This is a genomic window from Maribacter sp. 4G9, from assembly GCF_002742265.1.
In the GTDB taxonomy this organism is placed as follows: Bacteria; Bacteroidota; Bacteroidia; order Flavobacteriales; family Flavobacteriaceae; genus Maribacter.
This window is the reverse complement of record NZ_MDGL01000156.1, coordinates 98743-115323: the sequence shown is the minus strand read 5'-3', so window position 1 is coordinate 115323 and position 16581 is coordinate 98743. Positions and strand designations below refer to the sequence as shown.

The window sequence follows — 16581 nt, the reverse complement described above, 5'->3', positions numbered from 1 at the left end:
CTAACAACTAACAACTAACAACTAACAACTAACAACTAACAACTATTTACCATTCACGGATTTGGCTCCCTCGATTACCTTTTGTTTCAGGCCTTCTTTATACAGGATGATTTTGTCCAGAACGCATTTGTCCGAACTGCCTATAATCTGGGCTGCGAGGATTCCGGCATTTTTGGCACCATTTAGGGCTACCGTGGCAACGGGGACGCCACCCGGCATTTGAAGAATCGATAATATTGAATCCCAACCATCTATTGAGTTGCTGCTTTTTACGGGCACACCTATGACCGGTAAAGGGGACATGGAAGCGACCATACCCGGTAAGTGCGCTGCGCCACCTGCGCCCGCAATTATCACTGAGTAGCCATTTTTGTGGGCGTTTTTACTGAAGTCGAACAGTTTTTCCGGAGTTCTGTGGGCGGAAACGATATCCACATCCACTTCAATATCAAAACCATTTAGTATATCTATGGCGTCCTGCATTACCGGAAGGTCGCTGGTACTTCCCATTACTACGGCTACTTTACTCATAACTTATTTACTGATTACTTTAATTGTTTCCTTTACCTGTTGCGCTGTTTTTCTGGCTTGGTCAATATCTGGGTTCACTATGGTCACATGGCCCATTTTTCGGAAAGGCCTCGTCTGTTTTTTTCCATAGATGTGGGGCGTAACACCCTCAAGTTTTAAAATGTCCTCCATGTTTTCATACACCACATCGCCGGTATGGCCTTCGGCACCTACCAAATTCACCATGATACCTGCAACTTTACTTTCCGTAGCGCCCAAAGGTAAGTTCAGGATGCAGCGAATGTGTTGTTCAAATTGGTTCGTAAAGCTTGCTTCAATACTGTAATGTCCGCTATTGTGGGGTCTTGGGGCTACTTCGTTGACCAGTATTTGATCGTCTTGGGTCTGGAACATCTCCACGGCCAATAAACCCGTAAGGCCAATTTTTTCAGCAACATGTAACGCAAGTTCCCTTGCCTTGGTCGCAACTTTATCATCGATTCTTGCCGGGCAGATAACGTATTCCACTTGGTTGGCTTCGGGGTGAAATTCCATTTCCACGACAGGGTAGGTCTTTGTTTCGCCCTTTGAATTCCGTGCAACAATGACCGCCAGTTCGTTTTTGAAGGGAATCATCGTTTCAGCGATACACTCTCCTGTGGGCAGGCCTTGAAGGTCGGCAAGCGACCTAACCACTTTTACACCTTGACCATCATAGCCAAATTGAGCCACTTTCCATACAAAGGGTAGTTTCAATCCGCCATTGTTGATGCTGTCCTCAATTTCGCTCAAATAGGCAAAACGTTGAAATTCTGAAGTGGGGATATCATGGTCCACATAAAAAAGCTTCTGTTTGGCCTTATTTTGGATTATACGTAACGCTCTGGGCTGAGGAAATACTTTTAAACCCTCCTTTTCCAAACGCTCCAAAGCATCTAGGTTTACATTTTCGATTTCTATGGTAAGGACGTCCAAGCCTTGGCCAAAATTATAGACCGTTTCAAAGTCAAGCAATTCGCCTTGGACAAATTGGTCACATGAAATTTTACAGGGAGCCTCTGGTGAGGCATCCAAAACCTTGGTCCAGACATCCCACTTTCGGGTCTCATAGAGCATCATTTTGCCCAGTTGGCCCCCTCCAAGGATTCCTAGTTTAAAATCAGAAGAAAAATAGTTCATACGCACTGCAAAAATACGCTTAAATCTTAGAATCTGATTCCCCGATATTCAAAAACACACCTCAAAACCCTATATTTGCCAACCTTACTAATTTTTTAAATTGATACGGTTACACGACAAATATTTCAAACCTTTTCTTAGTGAAAAGCAAATCCTGGGGGCCATTCAGCGAATGGCACAGGAAATTGCCGTGGACTACAAGGACGATACGCCCATTTTTGTAGGGGTTCTCAACGGGGCCTTTATGTTTGTATCTGATTTTCTAAAGGAGTATCCCCATTCATGTGAAGTCTCGTTCGTTAAATTAAGCTCCTACCAAGGGCTTACCTCTACAGGTATCGTGGAAACCTTGTTGGATGTGCCGGACAATATTGAAGGTCGCAGTATCATTATTTTGGAGGATATCATCGATACAGGACGCACACTGCAAAAACTGGTGCATTTGTTCAGCAATACCAAGGTCAAGGAATTTAAGATTGCGAGCCTATTTTATAAAGCAGAAGTCTATAATGGCGAATATGCCATCGATTATGTAGGGCTTGAGATTCCGGATAAATTTATAGTAGGGTATGGGCTGGATTACAAGGAATTAGGAAGGAATCTTAGGGAAGTATACCAATTAAACCAAAAATATATGATCAATCTTGTACTGTTTGGAAAACCAGGGGCGGGCAAGGGCACACAAGCCCAATTTTTAAAGGAGAAGTATAATCTGAAACATATTTCTACGGGAGATGTGTTCCGATATAATATTAAAAACGGTACGGAATTGGGAACCTTGGCAAAATCCTATATTGATAAAGGCGAATTGGTGCCCGATGAGGTAACCATAAAAATGCTGGAGGACGAAGTGGATAAAAATCCGGATGCCGATGGATTTATTTTCGACGGTTTTCCTCGAACAACCGCACAGGCGGAAGCCTTGGATAACTTCTTGGAATCCAAGGATATGAAAGTGGATGCCACCATAGCGCTGGAAGCAAACGATGATATCCTTATAGAGCGCCTTTTGGAAAGAGGGAAGAATAGCGGTAGGTCTGATGATCAAGATGTATCCAAAATTAGGAACAGGTTTGAGGAATACAGTTCAAAGACGGCACCTTTAAAAGATTACTATGAGGAGCAACATAAATTTCATAGCGTTAATGGAATTGGAAGCATCGATGAGATTACCCAACGCTTGACAAAGGTCATAGATTCATTATAACGACCATTTTTTAGGATTTCTCTCGATTAAATCGGGAATAAAAATAGATACCAAATGGCAGAGGAGGTCATAAGACCAAAAGACGCGCTCAAAAGCTGTTTTTTTATTGGTTGCGGTTCCATGCTTGCAATGATACTTATTGCTATAGGCTATTTGGTATATCTGTTTTATTTTTATGATCCTTTGTCATAAAATCCTTTGTCCTTCCTTCCTTCTTAATTGTGTAGCTTTGTACTCAATTTAAATTAATCCATTTAAGATGACCGAAGGTAATTTTGTAGACTATGTAAAAGTGCACTTGGCATCAGGCAACGGAGGTAAGGGATCCATGCACCTTCATCGCGAGAAATATGTGGCCAAAGGAGGTCCGGATGGAGGGGACGGTGGACGTGGAGGTCATGTCATCATCAGGGGTAACGAGAATCTTTGGACCTTGGTGAATTTCAAATTCAAAAAACATTTTAAGGCCGGTCATGGGGAGCATGGGAGCAAAAACAGAAGTACCGGTGCAGATGGTGCAGATGTATATTTGGACGTACCCCTGGGGACTGTGGTAAAGGACCCTGATACCGATGAGGTTCTCTTCGAGATAACGGAACATGGCGAGGAGAAAATTGCCTTGGAAGGCGGTATGGGCGGACTCGGAAACTGGCATTTTAAGACATCCACCAACCAAACGCCTAGATATGCCCAGCCAGGGATTGCCGGGCAGGAGGGGTATTTTCTTTTGGAACTGAAGATTCTGGCGGATGTGGGGCTGGTAGGTTTTCCAAACGCGGGAAAATCCACTTTACTTTCCGTGATAACTTCGGCAAAGCCCAAAATCGCCGATTATGAGTTCACCACGCTTAAACCCAATTTGGGAATCGTGGAATACCGGGATTTTCAAAGTTTCGTCATGGCAGATATTCCGGGTATCATAGAAGGTGCCGCCGAGGGAAAGGGTCTGGGACATTATTTCTTACGACATATAGAACGAAATGCTACCTTATTATTTTTGATTCCTGCCGATAGCAAGGACATCAGTCAGGAGTATGCCATTTTATTGGATGAACTAAGAAGATATAATCCAGAAATGTTGCACAAGGAACGACTCATCGCCATTTCAAAATGTGACATGTTGGATGCCGAATTGATGGACGAAATGAAACAGGAATTGGATGTGGATTTCAAGGGAACCCCTTACATGTTTATATCCTCCGTAGCACAAATGGGCATCACGGAACTCAAGGACAAGCTTTGGCAAATGTTGAACGATTAAAACATTTATTTGTTGAAATGAGCCAATTTCTGTTGATTTCTACCAGAATTATTGTCGAAGAATTACATCTGATGCTTAATAAACAATAAATTTTCAAAGATGAAACAGTATCTAAAAAATATTGTTGAGTTGAATGATAATCCAAAGAGTCGGTTTTTCGGCTACTTCATCCAAATTTTAATCTTTGTTTCCATTGTCTCCTTTTCCTTTGAGACCGTTCCTGATTTGGAGCCCAAAACGAGGAGTTTACTACGGGGCATCGAGATTTTCTGTGTGATAGTCTTCACTTTGGAATATCTGTTACGTATTTATGTAGCCGATAAAAAAACCAAGTTCATTTTCAGCTTTTTTGGCATTATAGATTTCTTGGCAATTTTGCCTTTTTACCTTGCCCTAGGTGTCGACCTTAGGTCATTAAGGGCTTTGAGGTTCCTTCGCCTGTTCAGAATGCTAAAATTAATGCGCTATAATAGGGCCATAAAACATTTCACCAGGGCTATTGTACTGGCCAAGGAGGAAATTTTACTATTTCTGTTTGTTACGCTTATCTTGATCTACTTTTCCGCGGTGGGAATCTATTATTTTGAGAATCAGGCCCAGCCAGAGCATTTTTCTTCGGTTTTTGATAGCCTGTGGTGGGCCATCATAACACTTACTACGGTTGGTTATGGGGATGTGTACCCAATAACGGTAGGTGGTAGGATCTTTACTTTTTTTATTCTGATGATCGGTTTGGGTATCGTGGCGATTCCAACCGGAATTATTTCCTCTGCGCTTACAAAAAGTGTGGACAAGAAAGAGGAGGATTGATTTTTTTACTATCTTAAGGTAACTTCGAAGCAAGCACACAAAGCATTCAAGGGAACAAAAGTTTGAATGAGAGGTAAGTTTCGGAGCATTCAAATCTCGATTATCGAGTAAAATATTCAGGATGAAATATTTAAATATACTAGTGCTGATGGTACTTTTTGTATCGTGCAGCACAATAAAAGTTAACTATGATTTTGAGCGGGAATCGGATTTTTCCGGCTATAACACCTATAATTATTTTGGGGATATGCAGACCGGTATTCCAGAACTGGACGAAAAACGCTTCTTTAGGGCCATGGATATAACACTCCAATCCAAGGGCTTAAAATTTTCTGAAGAACCAGACATCCTAATAGATGTAAAAAGCTTGATTTTTGAAGGCCAATCAGGTAAAACCATTGGCGTTGGACTTGGTGGTGGCAATGGGGGCCTTGGTGGTGGTGTATCCGTGGGGATTCCTGTTGGGAGTCCCAATCTTACTCGGGAAATTGAAATTAACTTCATCGATGCCAGAAAGGATGTATTGGTTTGGCAGGCCATAGGTACACAGCCATATAAAGAGGGTGCCCCACCCACCATAAAAGAAGAAAAAATGCAAGAACTGGTTGCTAAAATATTTGAAAGATACCCGCCCAAAACTAGGAAATAACCTTCTTAAAAGCACTTTTCCAAATACCCCTATTTTCCCTGCCAGACCCCATGCTAAGGGCTTTTAGCATAGGTTTTATTTGAAAAAAATCAATATAAAAAATTGATTATCAATACATTACAATTTAGTTAGGAAAAACTTCCGTTCGGTCATGTCTTTCTACCGTTCGTCATAAACCTTTTAGTTTCCTCCAAATAGCTCCCTAGTTTTACATCGTATTACTAACAATTAAAAAACAACATCATGAAACCGACATATTTAAAATAATCCTTAATAATTCAAAACAAGGATTATTTTAATTATCAAAGGCTACATGTAACAATTCAAAAAACAAACAAACACATGAAAACAATCGACAAAACAAAAGTAACTGTATTAGCTATTGGAACTATAACCGTATTGGTATCCTTGATAGGGGCCTTAAGGGATTTAAACTTGATAAACTACTTTTTTCCTTTATACGCCGGTTTAACCCTCATGGGAGTGTCCCTATTGAATAAGGGAAACGTGAAAAAGGAAACCGAAAGTGTCATAGGTTAATCCAAAAAGAACATTAAAGCAGTACCTATGAAAAATTTTTTAAAAGGACTATCATAAGTGATTATGATAGTCCTTACATCTTGTTCAGGGAACCATAAGGATATCGATGGGTTAAAGGCCAGTATACAAAAGCAAAGTAATTGTTCCAACGTGGAGTTGAGCTTATCAAGTTTTGGAATTACGTTTTCCAAGGATAGCCCCAATAGTTCCGGTGCACGCTATGAGTTTTTGGCCGGTGATTGCCCTGATTATGATTTTGATACCCTTACAGCGGTCTTGTTAGAGGATTTTGAAAAGAAGGGATTCTGTAATAATGCATTCATTATCATCGATTTTGAAGGAGGCCAACAACTAACATTTTCCAACTGTAACGTGGCGAAAAACTAATTTTGGCATTTGGGAAACCACTCAACAAAACAATTTTACCGCTCTTCATAAATCGGTTTAAATTGTAAAACACGAATTCTATTTTTATACCTATAAAAGAATACACCAATGATAGCAATTATAAAGTTCATTATGGTTTTGGTAATTCAAATATTATTTTAGTTTCGATTTTTTTCAGAAACTAAAATCTTTCGTTCCCCTATATTTACCCGTAAACGATAAAAATGGCAACCTTCATTAAAAAGCATAGATGGGCATTATCCTTTTGGTTGGTCCAAATCATGTCCTGGGGAGGATTGGTGTTCATTGCCTATGCCTTTACACCTGACGCCGATGGATATAAGGCATCATACACTTTTAAGTATGGTCTTTTGTCCACTTTTTTGATAGGTGTTTTTACTACAAGTCTTCTTAGATATTTTTTAAAGGGAATCATAAATTTTGACTCGTTCGAGTCCGGCCAAATCGTTAAGATCCTAGTTGGAATTTCTGTAACGGCCTTGATCTACTTTGGTTTGTCCTATGGTGCGGGATATTACATGGGGAAATTTGGGGAAGAGGATGTAAAAGTGCCGGAAATGTACAAGGAATTTGGTTTGGGATTGATGTTGATCAATTCCTTTATAACGATTTTTGGCTGGACCATTTTTTATTTATCCGTAAAGATTGCAGCAAAGCTCAACGCAAATAGGGTGGAACGCGCCGAACTCAATGCCAGCCTTAGACAGGCCCAATTGAACACTTTAAAAGGACAGATCAACCCACATTTTATGTTCAATAGCCTGAATAATATCCGTGGGCTGATGTTGGAGGATGTTGAGAAGTCAAGGGATATGCTGACAAAGCTTTCAGAAATGCTTCGATACTCCCTTACCAAGAACAATATCAACTCGATCAAACTTGTAGAAGAGTTGGAAATGGTGGATAACTATATAGCACTATCCAAGATTCAATTTGAGGATAGGCTACAATTTTTAAAGGAGGTCCAAAGTGAAACGTTGGAAATTAAGATACCGCCCATGATTATTCAGTTGTTGGTCGAAAATGCCACCAAACATGGTATATCCAAACTCAAAGCGGGTGGGACCATAAAACTCGTTACTGCCATTGAGAATCAGGATTTGATTATAAAGGTCCTAAATACGGGAACCTTGCAAATTGCGGAAGATTCTACACAATTGGGACTCCAGAATATCAAGCAAAGGTTACGTCTATTGTATGGAAACCAAGCCCGTTTTGATATTGTGGAAATCGATAACGAAGTAATGGCAACCATAAATATACCCTTGTCATGAGCCAAATTAGAACTGTTATAGTAGAGGATTCCCGTTTAGCCCGTAATGAGCTGAAAGAACTTATTAAGGCATATTCCCAAATTGAGATCATTGCCGAAGCCGAGAATGTAGATGATGGTTTTGCCCTAATAAACGAGCACAATCCCGATTTACTTTTCTTGGACATCAATATGCCCGAAAAGGACGGTTTTGAACTTTTGGAAATGTTGGACGAAGTTCCCATTACGATATTTACCACTGCTTTTGATGAATATGCCATAAAGTCCTTTGAGTATAATGCCTTGGATTATTTGCTAAAGCCCATCAATGAAAGGCGCTTTGCACAGGCGATAGAAAAAGTGGAGGAAAAACTAAGCAAGAATAGGGAGGCTACAAAGGAAAACACAGAACGATTGACCGGTAATAGTCAGATTTTTATTAAGGACGGCGAGAAATGCTGGCTTATAAAAGTGGGGGATATTTCCCATTTTGAGATTGTGGGCAATTATACCCGGGTCTTTTTCCAAGATGAAAAGCCCCTGTTGTACAAGTCCTTGAACCAAGTGGAGGAGAAACTACCGGAAAGGTATTTTTTCAGGGCCAACAGGCAACAGGTCATCAACACCAATTTTATTGCCAATGTAGTGCCCTGGTTCAATGGGAAACTGAAACTCACCATGATGAACGGGGAAGAAGTAGAGGTTTCCAGAAGGCAATCCTACCTTTTTAAGGATAAAATGAGCCTCTAGTTTCTGTACACCTTTACCACATAGGTAGTGATGATTTCTTCTCCATATCTAATATGGGTATCGTACAATCCTGTTCCATTAAAAACAAATTCCAAACGAATCCTTTGGGGTTCTAGGAGGGTTATTTTGGGCATAACTTCCAGATCCTTGCCTCCTTTGTTCAACGTAACCTTAAACTTATTGATATCCGTTTGATGGGTTAGCTTCAATTCAAAGGCAACCTTTTCATTCCGTACGGCTTCCACGTTCATATTTTGTGGATTTTCTGGAACAATGCCATGGGTAAATGCCCACTTATAGACTACCGGTCCCATCCTAAAATCCTGTATACTGGGTATGCTTTCCAAAAGCGACATTTCAGGTTCCAACGGATAGTGGTTCTTTGCAAACAAATTTGGCTCTGGTAAGAAGTAGACATCATCATAGTCCGCTTCGAATCTGGGTCCCGTGTCATCGATCATGATCTTTCCTGCGGACCAAGTGGCATCGCATAAATACCATTGACCATCCAGTTTTACCGTATTCCAGGAATGGTTGGGCGGGTCATTTTCCTCTAAAAGCAAGGTGGGCGTTCTGCCATATCCGTTCACGATTTCGCTTTGGAATCCGGCCAAGTTTGCCATTTCCTTGATGAGGTAGGCATACCCCGTGCAAGCGGTCCTCTTTTCAGAGATCAGTTTTTCAAATACCTTGGGTGTAAAGCTTTGGTTCCATTGCAAAAAACCCGCTCTGTCCTTTTGTATTTTCTTCCTTTTTTTACGGGTTTTTAGGTAGGATTGGTAATCATTTTCAATATTGGTACAGACCCATGTATAAATGGCCCTAAATTTTTCTATATCCGTAGGTAAATTGGAAGTAAGTTCGTGGGTCAAAAAGGGCAGGTTCTCAAGACTTTTCCCTTTCTTGGAAAACGCAATGCTATCGGCCTTGGCAAAGTCGAAATCTTTTGAATCGATGCTTTGTCCAAAACTGATAGCATGGCAAAAAAGGAGAAAGAATAACATGGGTCGCATTACTTGAATAGTGCGAAGAATTTCTGGAAAATGTTTCTTTTGGATTTGTACGCTCCGCCTACCACCACGTCTCCCATAAGTTCAATATCGGTAGCATCAAAGACTATGGTAATATCGATGATATCGGTTTCACTTGCCTCAATCTTATACTCCTTGGTGTCATAACCAATGTAGCTGAATACCAAAACGTCGTTGATCTCAAGATTTATGGGAAACTCGAATTTCCCGTCATAATCGGTCGTAGTACCCACGGAAGTCCCTTTAAGAACAACATTGACGCCTGGCAGCGGTAAATCGGTCTCATCCAAAACGGTGCCCTTTACGGTATAAGAATCGGCCAAGGGAAGCACTTTTTTACTTGCTACCCGTCCAACGACCATTTCCATGGCTGGTATTGCTTCGGCTACTTCTTGGGATTGTACTGGAACGGTCGCGCAAAGTGCCAACAATGAGAAACTGGCGATACCCAAACTTTTAGGGAATATATTCATATTCATACTAGCTACGGAATCAATTTCATACTTCTTGAGTTGAGAGGTCTTAAATCGGCCACAGGTTCTGCCATTTTCTTTTGTAAAGTGCTCTACGATTTCCAAATCCGATAATTTGGTAAAATCGACGACTTCCTTTTGGCAACTGTTGCAAAAACCACCTCGTTCGGTTCTTTTAAAGTTAGCAAAATTTTCTGAACAAGGTTGTTTGACGGAGATGTGTAATGACTTTTTCATACGGATATAGTTTTAAGGTTTGACCCTAAACTATGTTCATTGCATGAGAATTAAAACCACCCTTTAGCCAAACACCCTTCTGACTGAGGGAACCGTCCAATTTTAATCGACCTGAACCCTAATTCCTTCGCTATGACTGCTAAATTCTGGGGCGTACATGCTCTGTATGGTGGTGATGCCATTGCTGAAATTCCCTGTATTATTCACACGTAGGTCATATTCAAAAACATAAACGCCTTTGGGCAGATAGTCAAAGAAAAAATTGGTGCTGGCATCCCGGGTACTTTCATAATAGCCCAATCCATCCTGCCATTTGTAGCGGGACAGCACATTGATCGGCTCAAATCCTGCCGCACGCATATCTTTCATATGCACGAACTCCATATCGCGGTCCGCCCGAAGCTCAATGCGCACCCTTACCAAGTCGCCAATTTTAACTTGGGTCCCTTCCCTGATTTCAGAAAGCGCCTCTCCGGTATCCGTATTCTTTTTTAGGAATAACTTTTTCTTCAATTGTAAGGGAGTTTCTGCGGAGGTGATTTTATCCAAATCCTCAAAATACTGCCAGTAAAGGGCTCCCCAAGCAATTCCTTCGCCCTGCTTCTGAATGTTTACCGTGGCCATTGCGGGGGTTATTTCTTGCTTGTTCCATGAAGTTTTGTAATAACCGGTTCCGGCCTCCACTTGAACTTTCTTTTGGTTTTTAAGGTCGATGGTCTCCGTGCCAATTTTGACGTCAACCGCATCGGTGACCGATAGCCAATCGCTACCTTGTAACAATAGGGCATATACGGCATCGCTTGTGGCCTTTGTGGTTTCCCATTGATTGGTCTGTTTATTTTTCAATAGCCATACTTTTAGTTCGTCAATGACTTGGGTATCCTTCCCAATTTCTGAAAAGGCTTCTATTAATAGTGAATGCGTTTCTATGGGCGCCTGATGCCAATACCATGAAGGAATGTTTTCCTTCCAGTACATGCCCAATTCCTTTGATTGCACGCTGTTTTCCTCCAAAGCACGCAGTATTTTTTTTGCCGTAGTTTCATCTCCGGACCGATATAACGTGAGCGCAATCAAACCTTTGGAGTACAAATTTTTATTGGTCCAATAGGTCCGCGCCTGGCCCAAATAGTATTCCATGATGTCTTGCACTTTTTTGGAGGTTTTCAGGTCCTTAAAAAAGCTTCGCATATAGAGAAAATGGAGTTGATTGGGGCTTAAATGGTCCTTGGAAAGGTCAGAGGCGTACTTCTTCATCTGCTCGTACTCGGATACAAATTCGGCATCCAAATACGAAATAGCCGATTCCAACATTGCACTTGCACTTGCACTTCCACTTGAATTTGAGTTTGCACTTGAACTTGTATTTGAATTTGAACTGGTGAGTTTATCCAAATGCCCAAAACCGATGGCAATGTGCTGGGTGATGAACCTATTTTCCCTACCACCTTGAAACCAGGGCCACCCGCCCGATGCTAATTGGTTTTCTTCAAGCTTTCGTAAGGTCATCTCCTGTTCATTTCTCATATTGTTGAGGTTGAACAAAAGTCCGATTCGTTTCTTCTGCTCGGTTTCCGATTGTGCATCCCTGAGCCAAGGCGTTTCCTGGATCAAAAGTGACTTGAGTTCCTGGTTTTTTTCCAAGTTGCTCAAAAGCGCATCGGAGTTGGCCCATTGGTCGAACACTTCCTTGATTCTTGGATTGGAATTGGCAATGTGGCTTGCCAAGGTATTGGCATAATATCTTGAAAAGGTCTGCTCGTTGCATTCATACGGATATTCCATGAGGTAGGGCAGGGCCTGAACGGCATACCATGCCGGATTGGAGGTGATTTCCAAAGTGAGTTGGTGGTTCTCCAAGGTGGTTGAAGACACATTCTTCAATTTGTCCAAAACAAAGGTCTTGTTTTCATTGCTCCGCACCCACATGGGCAAGGTTTCCGTTACCAACATCCTGTTGGTAAGCACGGGTAATGCACCTTGCTCGCCATCGCTAAAAGTGCCGGATTTTGCAATAATTTTATACTCAACGCCTTGTATGCCCTTGGGAATTAATAACCTCCAGGATATTTGGGTATTTCCTTGTGCTCCAACACTGAACGGTTTTTGTTTTTCATTGTTTTCAAGTTCCGAGTCGATGGATTTTCCGGTAAGTACATCGGTTAGTTCCAATTGCGCAAACCCTTCCAATGAATTCTCGGATAGGTTGGCGATTTTGGTGCTGAGGGTAATCGTATCGCCCTCACGTAGAAATCTGGGAGGATTGGGCAGTAGCATCAGCTCTTTTTGGGTAACGGTAGATAGGGTTTTGACTACCGATTTCAAATCCTTTGTATACGCCAATAATTGGAGGTTCCAACGGGTCAAAGCCTCGGGCGAATTAAAGTTAAAGGAGACGTTCCCTTCAGCATCCGTAGTCAATTGCGGAAAGAAAAAGGCCGTTTCTTTAAGGTTTTTACGAATTATCACATCGCCAAAGTCTGGCTCGCCGTCGTTTTCCTCTCTCGGTTTTGAGGTTTCCGGGTTGTTTTGGGCAAATGCTACACTTTCTTCCAGAACCTCCCCTTCAAAACTCGCATTGGCGGCCATAGCATCGCTCATGGCCATAGGAGCTTCCGATTTACTTTTAATGGATAAGCCAGCAACACGACCTCTTAGAACTTGGGCTATATTATTTTCAAAATTCAACCCAAACCACTCCAATTGGTCAAACTGTAAATTAGGTGCCTGTCCCAAAGAATTATTGTCTTCAAAATAATTCCTGAAATTTTCCGTGCCAAAGCTCAGATAGGCATTTACATAGGACCGGGAATAGTAATTGGGTCTTAATAAGGGATTGAAATACCAATTATGGGAAACGAATTGATCCAACGAAGCGTCGTACATACTGGCCAACAATTCTGCCGTAACCTTTTCGCCCTTCGGGCCTTTAATTTTAAAGCTCCAAGTCTCGTCCGTCCCCGGGGCCATCTTGTCCCTAAACGTCAAAGTCTCTATCTTCAAATCGGTATCGGGGTAGGGTACGGAGATGGAAAGATTGCCGGTATGGAAGGAATTGAAGACCGTAAAACTGTAGCCCACGGCGAAACCACCCAAGTCGTCCTTGGTTACGGGAACACGAATGGATTCATGGTCCTTTTTTATTTTTAAAACTTCGGTTTGGATACGATTGCCTTCTTTTTCCACCCAATAGGTGACATACAAATCCTTGGCATTGCTGTAAAAGGTAATCTCGGCTAGGTCACCTGCATTGTACTGTTCTTTATCGGTCTCTAAGCGAAACAGTTGATTGTCCGGAAGCGACTTTTCCTTGGTATCCATTAATTGTGTGTTGGTCTTGGCGGTCACCTGTTGACCAAATGTATCCACACTTTCCACTTCAATGAGGTAACTACCTGTGTCCCATTTTTTAAGGTTGGAAATAGTAATGGTATCGTTATTATTGGTGTCAAAATCCGTTTCGAAGACCAATTTTCCCTTCGGCCAGAATTCGACCGAATGTTCCTGCCCATAGGCTTCGTGGGGGAAAAGTTTCTTAAAATCAGATTTGCTCCAATATTGATAATCCGGCGCTTCCCATGGCCTGGGCCTGAGCACATGTTCGGGGGCCTGCAATTTGTGCATTTTCAGTATTCCCTTGGCGGATACTTTTTGTCCATTGAGGTTTTGGGTAATGACGGTGATCGTATTTTCGTCAGTGGCTTTGTTCAAGGGTCCGTCCACAAGAATGTTGGCCGTCATGGCATGGTAGCCAACATTGACCGTGGTGGTCGCAGTTCTGGTTTCGCCGTTAAGATCCGTTACATTGGCATGTATCAAGTAAGAAAAAACAGGTAGGTCCTCTTTCACAACTTTTAGGTCTGGAATGGCCTTGAAATCAATGCTAAAATTTCCTTCGGCATCGGTTTGAAGATCCCCGTGGGCTATTTCCTGATTTGCTCCCCAGTACATTGGGCCGCGTCGCCAAGAATACCAAATTGGGTAATTGACGCTTCTTTCCACCCTATAGCTGACCTTGGCATCCGTGATGTTGCTACCCGAAAATGATTTGGCACTGCCCTTTACGGTGACGGAATCGTTTACTTTAAAGACTGCTGTAACGGGTTCAAAACCGACCTCGAATTTGGGTCTTTTATATTCCTCTACAGAAAAATAACTGTATTCCCTAACCAGGTTGGCGGGACCGGTGACCGATAGATAATACTGTCCCGTAAGTCCTGTACTTGGTATCACAAACTCGCCCTTAAAGGAACCAAAGTCATTTGTCCTAACTTCCATTTCGGATGCTTTCTGGCCATTGACATCGTATAGTTCCACTGTTAAATTTTCCTCCGTTACCAGGGCGGATTTATTTTCCCGCTGCTCTATGAGCACACCTTTAAAGTACAGTGGTTGCCCTGGTCTATAAATGCTTCGGTCCTTGAACAAAAAGCTTTTAAGGACCACATCCGGCCCGTTGTTTTGCTTATTTTTTTGCCGGATGTAGGTATTTCCGAATTGCGCCACATCACCCCCATGCGCCACCTTTACAAATTCTACGGAAAGGCTTTTGTTGGCAAGGGGTATTTGGACAAAACCGTTTTTGTCCGAAATATAACTTTTACTGTTCTGTCCCATACGGTTCCCCCAGTGGTACAAGGTTACTTTGGCACCCGGTTTAACGGCCCCGTTGTTTCGGTCCACCACTTGAAAAATATGCTCTTTATCCGTAGCGGATTGTAGCAAAGCCAAATTGGTTACCTGAACCTCGCTGTAGGCGAAGCTTTCACCACTGCCTTCTTTGGGAAGGGCAAAAATCAAATACTGGCCATTTGGGAGTTCCGGCATGGGAATTTCTATGCTGTGCAGCTGATAGTCGCCCTCGTTTATCAAGTTGACCGACCATTCCTTTAATGGCTGTAGTTTTTGAATGAATTCCAGTTTTTCGGATTCTGGATATAGGTTGTTCAGGTCTTCCCACTGTTTGGCCGAAATAGGGTAGGCTCGCAAATCCAACAACCTCCTATTTTTGTAATTCACCAATAGCTTTGCTAGCTTTTCTACGGGAATATATTTCTCCGTTTGCAGCTGCAGGGACGGGGTTTGGATCTGTGATTTGAGATATGCACATTGTTGAGCACCCCTTGTACCTGGATATTGGCCTATGACCTGATCACATAGTTCTATGGCCTTCTTTAATTTCCATCGGTGTTGGGGGGCATCCGGCGTAAACCTATCACCTTGGTTTTTATAAAGTTTGGCCAACTCGTAAGAATAAAGGGCGGAAGTTTCATGATGCCGAATGTTTTCTGCACTTTCGATAAGGACTTTCTCTAAAACGTCGTCTTTATCCGAGAAAACAGCTTTGGAAAATATAAAATTCAAGCGTTCTATATCGACCAAGGTCAAGGCATCCAACTTTGGGTCCGAAAAGTGAAAGCCGATCAGTTCCTGATATATCCCCATCGCCTTGGAATACAGTGAAGTGGCATCTTTTGAAGGTATTTTCAGTTGTGTGAAAGAATAGGCATCACACAAATAGTCTGAAGAATCGATTTCAAATTTATCGGCTGGTCTGGTTATGCTGTTTTCATCGGATTTGTAAAAATTCAGCGCATCATGTGCCAGAAGATCGTACAATGTCGGTCTATACACTTCAGAACCTTCTTCGGTCTCCATCAATTCCTTAAATTCCTTAAGGTTGGTTTTTTGGAGCGCTTTTGAATCCGACAAAGCGTTTTGAAAATGGCTGTCTATTTCTTTGAATAGGGTGGTGAGGTCCCAAGTCCTAAAATCGACGGTATCGACTTTGGTTTCAGTGGCCGTTCTGTTATAGAATTGATAGCGGTTTTGCTGAAAATACTGCCAATAGAGATTGGCGAGATAGCTTTCCAAGATGTTTTTAGTTGGAAAAGCCGTCTTTTCAATTTCGGTTTTAAACCTGTTTAGTACGGAAAGTTGCGCTTCTTCCTCCAGGATGAGCACGTATTTGGAGGAGAACAACAATGCTTTTGTACGTTGAACGTCGTTACTTTCTTTATCCGCTTTTTGGTAGATTTTTTGGACCAGATCGTAGGCACTACGGGTAAGTTGGTCTTTTTCCAACTTCAGAACCTGGTTCCAAAGTTCATTATAGGACATATTGGCTTCTTGACCGTTCATTATTTGTGAGAACAGAAGTATACTTAGGATTATAGAAATTTTTTTCATCATGCTAAATTTACACAACAAAAGTGTGCCAAACTGATTGAGCTATCAATGAAAAATGAGCGAACAGACCTTTTGGGTTAGCCTA

The 16581-nt window shown here is 41.9% G+C and carries 13 protein-coding genes; 8 read left to right on the top strand and 5 right to left on the bottom strand.

From position 1 onward, the window contains the following. Window positions 1–42 precede the first annotated feature (42 nt). Entirely contained in the window at window positions 43–531 is a 489-nt protein-coding gene (gene purE, locus BFP75_RS15655; RefSeq protein WP_099546301.1) for a 5-(carboxyamino)imidazole ribonucleotide mutase, read from the bottom strand. A gap of 3 nt (window positions 532–534) precedes the next feature. After that, window positions 535–1689, bottom strand: coding sequence for a 5-(carboxyamino)imidazole ribonucleotide synthase (locus tag BFP75_RS15650; RefSeq protein ID WP_099546300.1), 1155 nt, complete (start codon window positions 1687–1689; stop codon window positions 535–537). Window positions 1690–1789: 100 nt separating this feature from the next. Here BFP75_RS15650 and BFP75_RS15645 point away from each other — a divergent pair, with 100 nt between their 5' ends. The 8 genes from BFP75_RS15645 (at window position 1790) to BFP75_RS15610 (ending at window position 8566) form a co-directional block, all read left to right on the top strand. Further along, a complete protein-coding gene (locus tag BFP75_RS15645; RefSeq protein ID WP_099546299.1) occupies window positions 1790–2896 on the top strand; it encodes an adenylate kinase in 1107 nt (368 codons plus the stop codon). A gap of 259 nt (window positions 2897–3155) precedes the next feature. Then, window positions 3156–4157, top strand: coding sequence for a GTPase ObgE (obgE, locus tag BFP75_RS15640; protein WP_099546298.1), 1002 nt, complete (start codon window positions 3156–3158; stop codon window positions 4155–4157). Between the two features lie 99 nt (window positions 4158–4256). Beyond that, complete coding sequence (locus tag BFP75_RS15635) at window positions 4257–4967, top strand: ion transporter (protein WP_099546297.1); 711 nt, start codon at window positions 4257–4259, stop codon at window positions 4965–4967. 121 nt (window positions 4968–5088) lie between these two features. Then, on the top strand, window positions 5089–5616 hold the full coding sequence (locus tag BFP75_RS15630) for a DUF4136 domain-containing protein (protein WP_099546296.1): 528 nt from the start codon (window positions 5089–5091) through the stop codon (window positions 5614–5616). A 342-nt stretch (window positions 5617–5958) separates the two neighbouring features. Then, window positions 5959–6156 (top strand): hypothetical protein, encoded by a 198-nt coding sequence (locus BFP75_RS15625; RefSeq protein ID WP_099546295.1) that lies wholly within the window; start codon window positions 5959–5961, stop codon window positions 6154–6156. Between the two features lie 63 nt (window positions 6157–6219). Beyond that, window positions 6220–6543 carry a hypothetical protein gene (locus tag BFP75_RS15620; RefSeq protein ID WP_099546294.1) on the top strand — a complete coding sequence of 108 codons (324 nt, stop codon included), beginning with the start codon at window positions 6220–6222 and terminating at the stop codon, window positions 6541–6543. Between the two features lie 224 nt (window positions 6544–6767). Beyond that, window positions 6768–7838, top strand: a complete 1071-nt coding sequence (locus tag BFP75_RS15615) for a sensor histidine kinase (protein ID WP_099546293.1) — start codon at window positions 6768–6770, stop codon at window positions 7836–7838. Beyond that, complete coding sequence (locus BFP75_RS15610) at window positions 7835–8566, top strand: LytR/AlgR family response regulator transcription factor (RefSeq protein ID WP_099546292.1); 732 nt, start codon at window positions 7835–7837, stop codon at window positions 8564–8566. The genes BFP75_RS15615 and BFP75_RS15610 overlap by 4 nt, the downstream gene beginning before the upstream one ends. Here BFP75_RS15610 and BFP75_RS15605 read toward each other — a convergent pair. From BFP75_RS15605 to BFP75_RS15595, 3 genes are all read right to left on the bottom strand, one after another. Further along, window positions 8563–9570 carry a transglutaminase domain-containing protein gene (locus BFP75_RS15605; RefSeq protein ID WP_165776616.1) on the bottom strand — a complete coding sequence of 336 codons (1008 nt, stop codon included), beginning with the start codon at window positions 9568–9570 and terminating at the stop codon, window positions 8563–8565. The genes BFP75_RS15610 and BFP75_RS15605 overlap by 4 nt on opposite strands. Window positions 9571–9578: 8 nt before the next feature. Next, entirely contained in the window at window positions 9579–10307 is a 729-nt protein-coding gene (locus BFP75_RS15600; RefSeq protein ID WP_099546290.1) for a carboxypeptidase-like regulatory domain-containing protein, read from the bottom strand. Window positions 10308–10409: 102 nt separating this feature from the next. Then, on the bottom strand, window positions 10410–16496 hold the full coding sequence (locus BFP75_RS15595; protein WP_099546289.1) for an alpha-2-macroglobulin family protein: 6087 nt from the start codon (window positions 16494–16496) through the stop codon (window positions 10410–10412). Window positions 16497–16581: the final 85 nt, after the last annotated feature.

What these genes read in the sequence shown, in the direction of transcription:
- purE (WP_099546301.1), bottom strand. Translation starts at nt 531, where the DNA reads ATGAGTAAAGTAGCCGTAGTAATGGGAAGTACCAGCGACCTTCCGGTA.
- BFP75_RS15650 (WP_099546300.1), bottom strand. Translation starts at nt 1,689, where the DNA reads ATGAACTATTTTTCTTCTGATTTTAAACTAGGAATCCTTGGAGGGGGC.
- obgE (WP_099546298.1), top strand. Translation starts at nt 3,156, where the DNA reads ATGACCGAAGGTAATTTTGTAGACTATGTAAAAGTGCACTTGGCATCA.
- BFP75_RS15635 (WP_099546297.1), top strand. Translation starts at nt 4,257, where the DNA reads ATGAAACAGTATCTAAAAAATATTGTTGAGTTGAATGATAATCCAAAG.
- BFP75_RS15630 (WP_099546296.1), top strand. Translation starts at nt 5,089, where the DNA reads ATGAAATATTTAAATATACTAGTGCTGATGGTACTTTTTGTATCGTGC.
- BFP75_RS15625 (WP_099546295.1), top strand. Translation starts at nt 5,959, where the DNA reads ATGAAAACAATCGACAAAACAAAAGTAACTGTATTAGCTATTGGAACT.
- BFP75_RS15620 (WP_099546294.1), top strand. Translation starts at nt 6,220, where the DNA reads ATGATAGTCCTTACATCTTGTTCAGGGAACCATAAGGATATCGATGGG.
- BFP75_RS15615 (WP_099546293.1), top strand. Translation starts at nt 6,768, where the DNA reads ATGGCAACCTTCATTAAAAAGCATAGATGGGCATTATCCTTTTGGTTG.
- BFP75_RS15610 (WP_099546292.1), top strand. Translation starts at nt 7,835, where the DNA reads ATGAGCCAAATTAGAACTGTTATAGTAGAGGATTCCCGTTTAGCCCGT.
- BFP75_RS15605 (WP_165776616.1), bottom strand. Translation starts at nt 9,570, where the DNA reads ATGTTATTCTTTCTCCTTTTTTGCCATGCTATCAGTTTTGGACAAAGC.
- BFP75_RS15600 (WP_099546290.1), bottom strand. Translation starts at nt 10,307, where the DNA reads ATGAAAAAGTCATTACACATCTCCGTCAAACAACCTTGTTCAGAAAAT.
- BFP75_RS15595 (WP_099546289.1), bottom strand. Translation starts at nt 16,496, where the DNA reads ATGAAAAAAATTTCTATAATCCTAAGTATACTTCTGTTCTCACAAATA.